The 5,518-nt window shown below is 40.8% G+C and carries 6 protein-coding genes; 4 read left to right on the top strand and 2 right to left on the bottom strand.

The genetic code is table 11. From position 1 onward, the window contains the following. Window positions 1-173: 173 nt before the first annotated feature. Window positions 174-488 (bottom strand): response regulator transcription factor, encoded by a 315-nt coding sequence (locus AB4Z17_RS31635; RefSeq protein WP_441964247.1) that lies wholly within the window; start codon window positions 486-488, stop codon window positions 174-176. Window positions 489-1,171: 683 nt separating this feature from the next. Here AB4Z17_RS31635 and AB4Z17_RS31630 point away from each other — a divergent pair. Together AB4Z17_RS31630 and AB4Z17_RS31625 are read left to right on the top strand one after the other, a co-directional pair. Then, window positions 1,172-1,990 (top strand): sensor histidine kinase, encoded by an 819-nt coding sequence (locus tag AB4Z17_RS31630; protein WP_441964245.1) that lies wholly within the window; start codon window positions 1,172-1,174, stop codon window positions 1,988-1,990. Between the two features lie 15 nt (window positions 1,991-2,005). Continuing rightward, window positions 2,006-2,716, top strand: a complete 711-nt coding sequence (locus AB4Z17_RS31625) for a response regulator transcription factor (protein ID WP_441911560.1) — start codon at window positions 2,006-2,008, stop codon at window positions 2,714-2,716. A 97-nt stretch (window positions 2,717-2,813) separates the two neighbouring features. Here the strand turns inward: AB4Z17_RS31625 and AB4Z17_RS31620 are convergent, their stop codons facing one another. Continuing rightward, window positions 2,814-3,140 (bottom strand): antibiotic biosynthesis monooxygenase family protein, encoded by a 327-nt coding sequence (locus AB4Z17_RS31620; RefSeq protein ID WP_441911559.1) that lies wholly within the window; start codon window positions 3,138-3,140, stop codon window positions 2,814-2,816. Between the two features lie 159 nt (window positions 3,141-3,299). Here AB4Z17_RS31620 and AB4Z17_RS31615 point away from each other — a divergent pair, with 159 nt between their 5' ends. After that, window positions 3,300-3,788, top strand: a complete 489-nt coding sequence (locus AB4Z17_RS31615) for a hypothetical protein (RefSeq protein ID WP_441911557.1) — start codon at window positions 3,300-3,302, stop codon at window positions 3,786-3,788. A gap of 235 nt (window positions 3,789-4,023) precedes the next feature. After that, the gene (locus tag AB4Z17_RS31610; protein ID WP_441964249.1) at window positions 4,024-5,418 is read left to right on the top strand and encodes an alanine/glycine:cation symporter family protein; all 1,395 of its coding nucleotides are present in this window, start codon (window positions 4,024-4,026) and stop codon (window positions 5,416-5,418) included. The last annotated feature ends 100 nt before the right edge of the window (window positions 5,419-5,518 follow it).

Below are 5,518 nucleotides of genomic sequence, written 5' to 3'. Positions count from 1 at the left end.
GCACAAGCTATGCTCGCTCAGGCTAATCAGAATCCACAGGCTATTTTACATTTGTTCCAGTAACACGAAACCTACCTTTATGGTAGGTTTTTCATGTTGTTAGGGCATCTGCATTTTCGCTATTGGTTGTTGTGGATTGGTAAAATGGCTGCCGCATGGCAGGAGGATTGCTTTTAAGAGGATAAGGCATGGAAGAGCAGCAGTGAAAATAGTTTTCGCATGGATCGAGCGCCAATTTTGTTCATTAGATTGGATAGATGATTTTTGACCGTCTTTTCACTGATCACGCATTTTTCGGAGATCTCGCGATTAGTAAAACCATATACAACGGACAGGACGAGAATTTCTGATTCACGCTGTGTCAGCCGATAACGAGCTGCAAAGCTTTGCATAACAAAATCTAACCTTCGAATTAGAAAATCGCTAACATCTTCATTTTCTATATCGTACATATTTTTAAATATCGCTTCATGTGACGGTTTCTTCACTTCATAGGAGAGTTTCACTGTTTATGCTTACCTTCTAGCATTAAGCGGATGGAGAAAAACACACTTAAAATGAGAAGCAAACAACCGATTGCGTTCCATACGATCAAAAGCATTTCTACAAGTCTCCCTTGAACTTTTTTACTCTCACCTGCAGAAAAAAACATGGCCACTCCTAATTGTTTATCCAACTTTTCTCATTATAGATAATACGAAAGGCTTATTCTAGATGAAGAAGATCATTAGAAAATCGCTTTTTCGTCATTTTTCGACTGCTTTTGCCTCGAACATATGACTTAAGTCATGTTTATGATAAAATAAATGGTAAATCTATCATCCCACTCGGGGGCAATACTATGGATGTACAATTAAATAACAAATTGACTCACATCTTGTTCATCATTGTGATAGGAGCGACGGTTTGCTTATTGTTACATACGAGCAAGCTATCTGCTTTACTTTTATTGCTGGTATGTACGTATATAACGATCGTCTTCATTCGAAATTACATCCTAAAGATTAACCTAGAAGGATGGATAGGCATATTGAGCTTATCTATTCAATTAATCTTGGCATCTGTTATATCAATAGGGTCGGACAGCTTTTTTACACAAATTTATATTTTAATTCTAGTTGGAGAATTTAGCTTTTATCACAGCAGAAACCTTTCGATTATCTTTACTACGTTGAGCTATACTAGTTTTGTACTAGGACTTTTGGTTTATCGCCAATTCCCGCCCTTTAAAGAAATAGCTTATATGTTGCCTCGTATCATCGACTACTTTGCAATTTTTGGGATAAGCCTCCTTGCAAAAATTGCTTTTCAGCAAAAAAATCAACTGGCCAAAGACAATGAACAGCTGCGCATCGCATCCATTGAGTTAGCAAAGAAAACACAATTACAAGAGCGGACTAGAATATCCCGTGAAATTCATGATTCCGTTGGACATACGTTGACATCAGCGTTAGCCGGCCTGCAAACAGCAGCACATGCGATTGAGAAAAACAATTATGCGATTGCAAAAGATATGATCAATAGAACGAAAGAATATATTCACAATGGTTTGGATGATGTGCGAAGCTCGGTACAGCTGCTGCATGAACATGTTCTAGATCAACCTTTTATACCTGAGCTTATTAAGCTGATCGATGAAACGAAGAGACAAACTCAGGTGGAAATTACATGCGAGATTGATGCAGCATTGCCTGAACTGCTGCCAATAGTCGAAATAACGATTTATCGGGCATTGCAAGAAGGCCTTACTAATGGTATTCGGCATGGTTGCAGTACCCATTTTGAGTTTTCGCTAACTCATCGTGATGGGCAGATCCGGTTTATTTTATCCAATAATGGAAAAGTTCCTTCGCAATTTGTTCATGGTTTTGGTTTGAAAGCGATGAATGAGAGAGTAAAGGAAATTGGCGGAGAATTAACGATTTTGAACGAGCGTGCTGCCGTTGGTGTAGCACTAGACATAAGCATACCTATTCAGACGAAACGATAGAGCGGAGGGAGCAAATTGTCTAAAAGAACGATTGTGATAGCAGACGATCAGCCCTTAATTCGCGATGGTTTGGCAGCTATTTTAAGTATGGAGGAAGAATATTTAGTTGCAGCTACAACGGGTGATGGGTTGGCAACGATAGCGCAAGTACGATTGCACCGTCCTGAGCTGGTTTTGATGGACATCCATATGCCGAAGTTGGATGGTTTGGAAGCAACAAAACGAATCAAAACGGAGTTTCCCGATACGAAAGTGCTCGTTCTGACAACGTTCGAGGATGAAGAATACATATGGGAAGCGATTCGGCATGGAGCTAACGGTTTTTTAGTTAAAGGGGTTGAGACTAAGAAGCTTCTCTCTACGATTCAGGATTGTTTAGAAGGAAGAATCAATTATCCCAGTCGCATTCAGAAACGTCTTGTACAGGCTATTAACTTTCCAGAACAGCATGAACAAGGATCACCAAAAGAAATTTCCGAGCCTTATTCAATCGAGCAGCCTGATGACGTGCTGAATGGTCTTTCTGCACAGGAACGAAATATTGTAATGCAATTGAAACTAGGGAAGTCGAATCAAGCTATTGCTTCTGAATTGTTTTTAACGACGGGTACAGTAAAAAATTATTTGAGTGCAATTTACAAAAAACTGAAGGTTTCCAGCCGAACGGAAGCAATCGCATATCTTCATCATTCTTCGGGAACATCATCACCCCCGAGTTCTACCTAGTCGATTGCCGAAAAAGCTGATTTTGGGATAACTCGAAATCAGCTTTTTTTGCGTAGTCGTACGAAGTATATTATGATGCGGCGCCATGCTTATTTGTTTAGTTTTTTTCGAAACCATAATCCCGTTCGACCTTGCAAACTCTTGTTTTGTAGCTGCTATACCAATCCGCTATTCCTTGTTGCTGTGCGACCAAATGCCGTTCATTTTGTTTCCATTTTTGTATCGCTTCAAGAGAATCCCAATAAGAAACGGTAATGCCTAGCCCTTCTCTTGCACTTTCTACACCAAGATAGCCTGGCTGAACAGATGCAAGCTTTACCATTTCATCCGCCATTTCTTTATATTGGTTCTCAATAGTGGTTCGTTCTGATGTAAATATGACTGCATAATAAGGCGGTTGTGGCGTTTTCGCAATTTCACTCATGATTTGCCTCCTTGAATTTTTTCATCTTAAATCAACAGGACTGGAACAATTTCAACCTATTTCTCGTCATGATTTACATATAAAGTGTAATTTCTAAAATATAGATTAAAGCTTTGTGTAACGTTGTCACCATTACTTTTTACTATAGGAGTGAGTAAATTGTTAAAAAAGAAAGCTCAGCTCGTGTTTGCGATGGGATGTTTTGCTGTAGTCAGCAGCTTTGTTATGCGGGCTAATTGGGACAATAGTGAAGTAGCAGCGGCGGAACAACGTAAAGAAAATAATTATACAGTTGTTCTCTCTGAAAATAAACAACAGAATGAACATAAACAAAAAGAGTTGGCAAGCAAACTGGCACAGGCACAAGAAGAAATGAACCCGACAAGTTCTCGTGAACTGTTTGATAGCCATCTTGCAGGGTATAAAGACTTATATGTGATTGAAAGTACCGCGTACAATAAAAAGAAAGACTCAACGGACCCGTTAATTCAAAAAGTACTGCATGAGTTAGAGGAGAAGGGGAAGTTGATCGCACATTTCGAAAAAGCAGCTGAGGGAACGGAATCTGGAGAAGAACTGCTTAAGAGCTTTATTGAAGCAACTAATCAATTGAACCGTGAATTGTATCCAGAAAGATATAATAAGTGATCCGCTGCGTTAATAAAGCAATATTTCTAATATGTGTATTTTGAAAAACATATCGATTGTGCTATCATAGTTTCTTCCGAATATTAGAATGATGTTAGTAAAAGGTTACATATTTCCTACACAGATGAGTATTCGAGCAATCACATCAATAGATGAAATTACATTGTTATTAATTCCTTGCCTTGGGAAGTATAACGATGAACGGATTCTTAGAACGACATCGAGAGGGAAACAAATGGAGCAAATGATTCAAGATTTAATTGGTATTGTGAATGATTTTTTATGGTCGAAGCTGTTGATTGTTATGCTTATTGCAATTGGCCTTTACTTCACCTTGCGGTCAAATGTACTGCAATTGCGCATGTTAAAGGAAATGTTCCGTCTGCTGTTTGAGTCCACAAGCGGTCCGCGCGGCAGCATTTCACCATTTCAGGCGTTTTGCATTAGTATGGCAGCTCGTGTAGGAACAGGGAATATTACCGGAATCGCTATCGCGATCGCGTTAGGTGGACCAGGGGCTGTGTTCTGGATGTGGATCATCGCCATTATTGGTTCAGCCTCAAGCTTCGTAGAAAGTACGCTTGCTCAGGTTTACAAGATTAAGGATGGAGAGAGCTTCCGCGGAGGCCCAGCTTATTATATGCAAGCGGGTTTAAAGAAGCGGTGGATGGGCGCCTTATTTGCGATCTTAATTACGTTGTCCTTCGGGCTCGTATTTAATGCTGTGCAGTCGAACACGATTACGATTGCTTTTGAGAACTCTTTTGGCACCAATCGACTGGCAGTGGGATTGATTATGACAGCGATATTTGCTGTTATCATTATTGGCGGTGTTAAGCGGATCGCCAAGCTATCCGAATATATTGTGGTTGTGCTGGCGGTTTTGTATATTGGGGTAGCTCTTACGATTGTTGTGATAAATATTGCAGATATGCCGGCAGTGCTTGCTTTAATTGTAAAAAATGCGTTCGGAATAGAACAAGTAGCCGGCGGCTCACTTGGCGCAGCGCTTATGCATGGCGTAAAACGCGGTTTATTTTCTAACGAAGCAGGGATGGGTAGTGCACCCAATGCTGCAGCTACCGCAACGACCAGCCATCCGGCGAAGCAAGGCTTGATCCAAGCGCTTGGTGTTCTGTTTGACACCTTAGTCATTTGTACGAGTACAGCATTTATTATTTTGCTGTCAGGCGTGTATGAACAGCAGGGACTAGGCGGAATTGAACTCACGCAAGCAGCTCTGAGCGTACATATGGGTTCATGGGCATCGGGCTTCCTAGCGATCATGGTTTTTCTGTTCGCGTTCAGCACATTGATGGGCAATTATTATTATGGGGAAACGAATATTGAGTTTCTCAACACCAGTAAGGTCTGGTTATGGTTGTACCGCATTTGTGTGCTGGCGATGGTCATTTTCGGGTCGGTTGCCAAAGTGCAGCTTGTCTGGGATTTAGCCGATTTGTTCATGGGACTGATGGTGGTGGTCAATCTCATCGCCATTACTCTTTTATCACGAATCGCCTTTGATGTACTGCGGAATTATATGCAGCAGAAGAAGGCAGGGCGTGATCCGCAATTTGTGAAGAGCAGTGTCAAAGGCTTGGAAGACGTGGAATGCTGGGATGACTGAGACCCGCAAATGATGCACAAAGATAAATAAAAGGAGTGTCCTACAGGTCAGAAGTAATGACTTGTAGGGCACTCCTTTTTGTATTTATGGTCATCATGAA

The organism is Paenibacillus sp. TAF43_2 (assembly GCF_052113545.1).
Taxonomy (GTDB): Bacteria; Bacillota; Bacilli; order Paenibacillales; family Paenibacillaceae; genus Pristimantibacillus.
The sequence above is the reverse complement of the archived record's forward strand: the minus strand, read 5'-3'. Positions and strand labels throughout refer to the sequence as shown.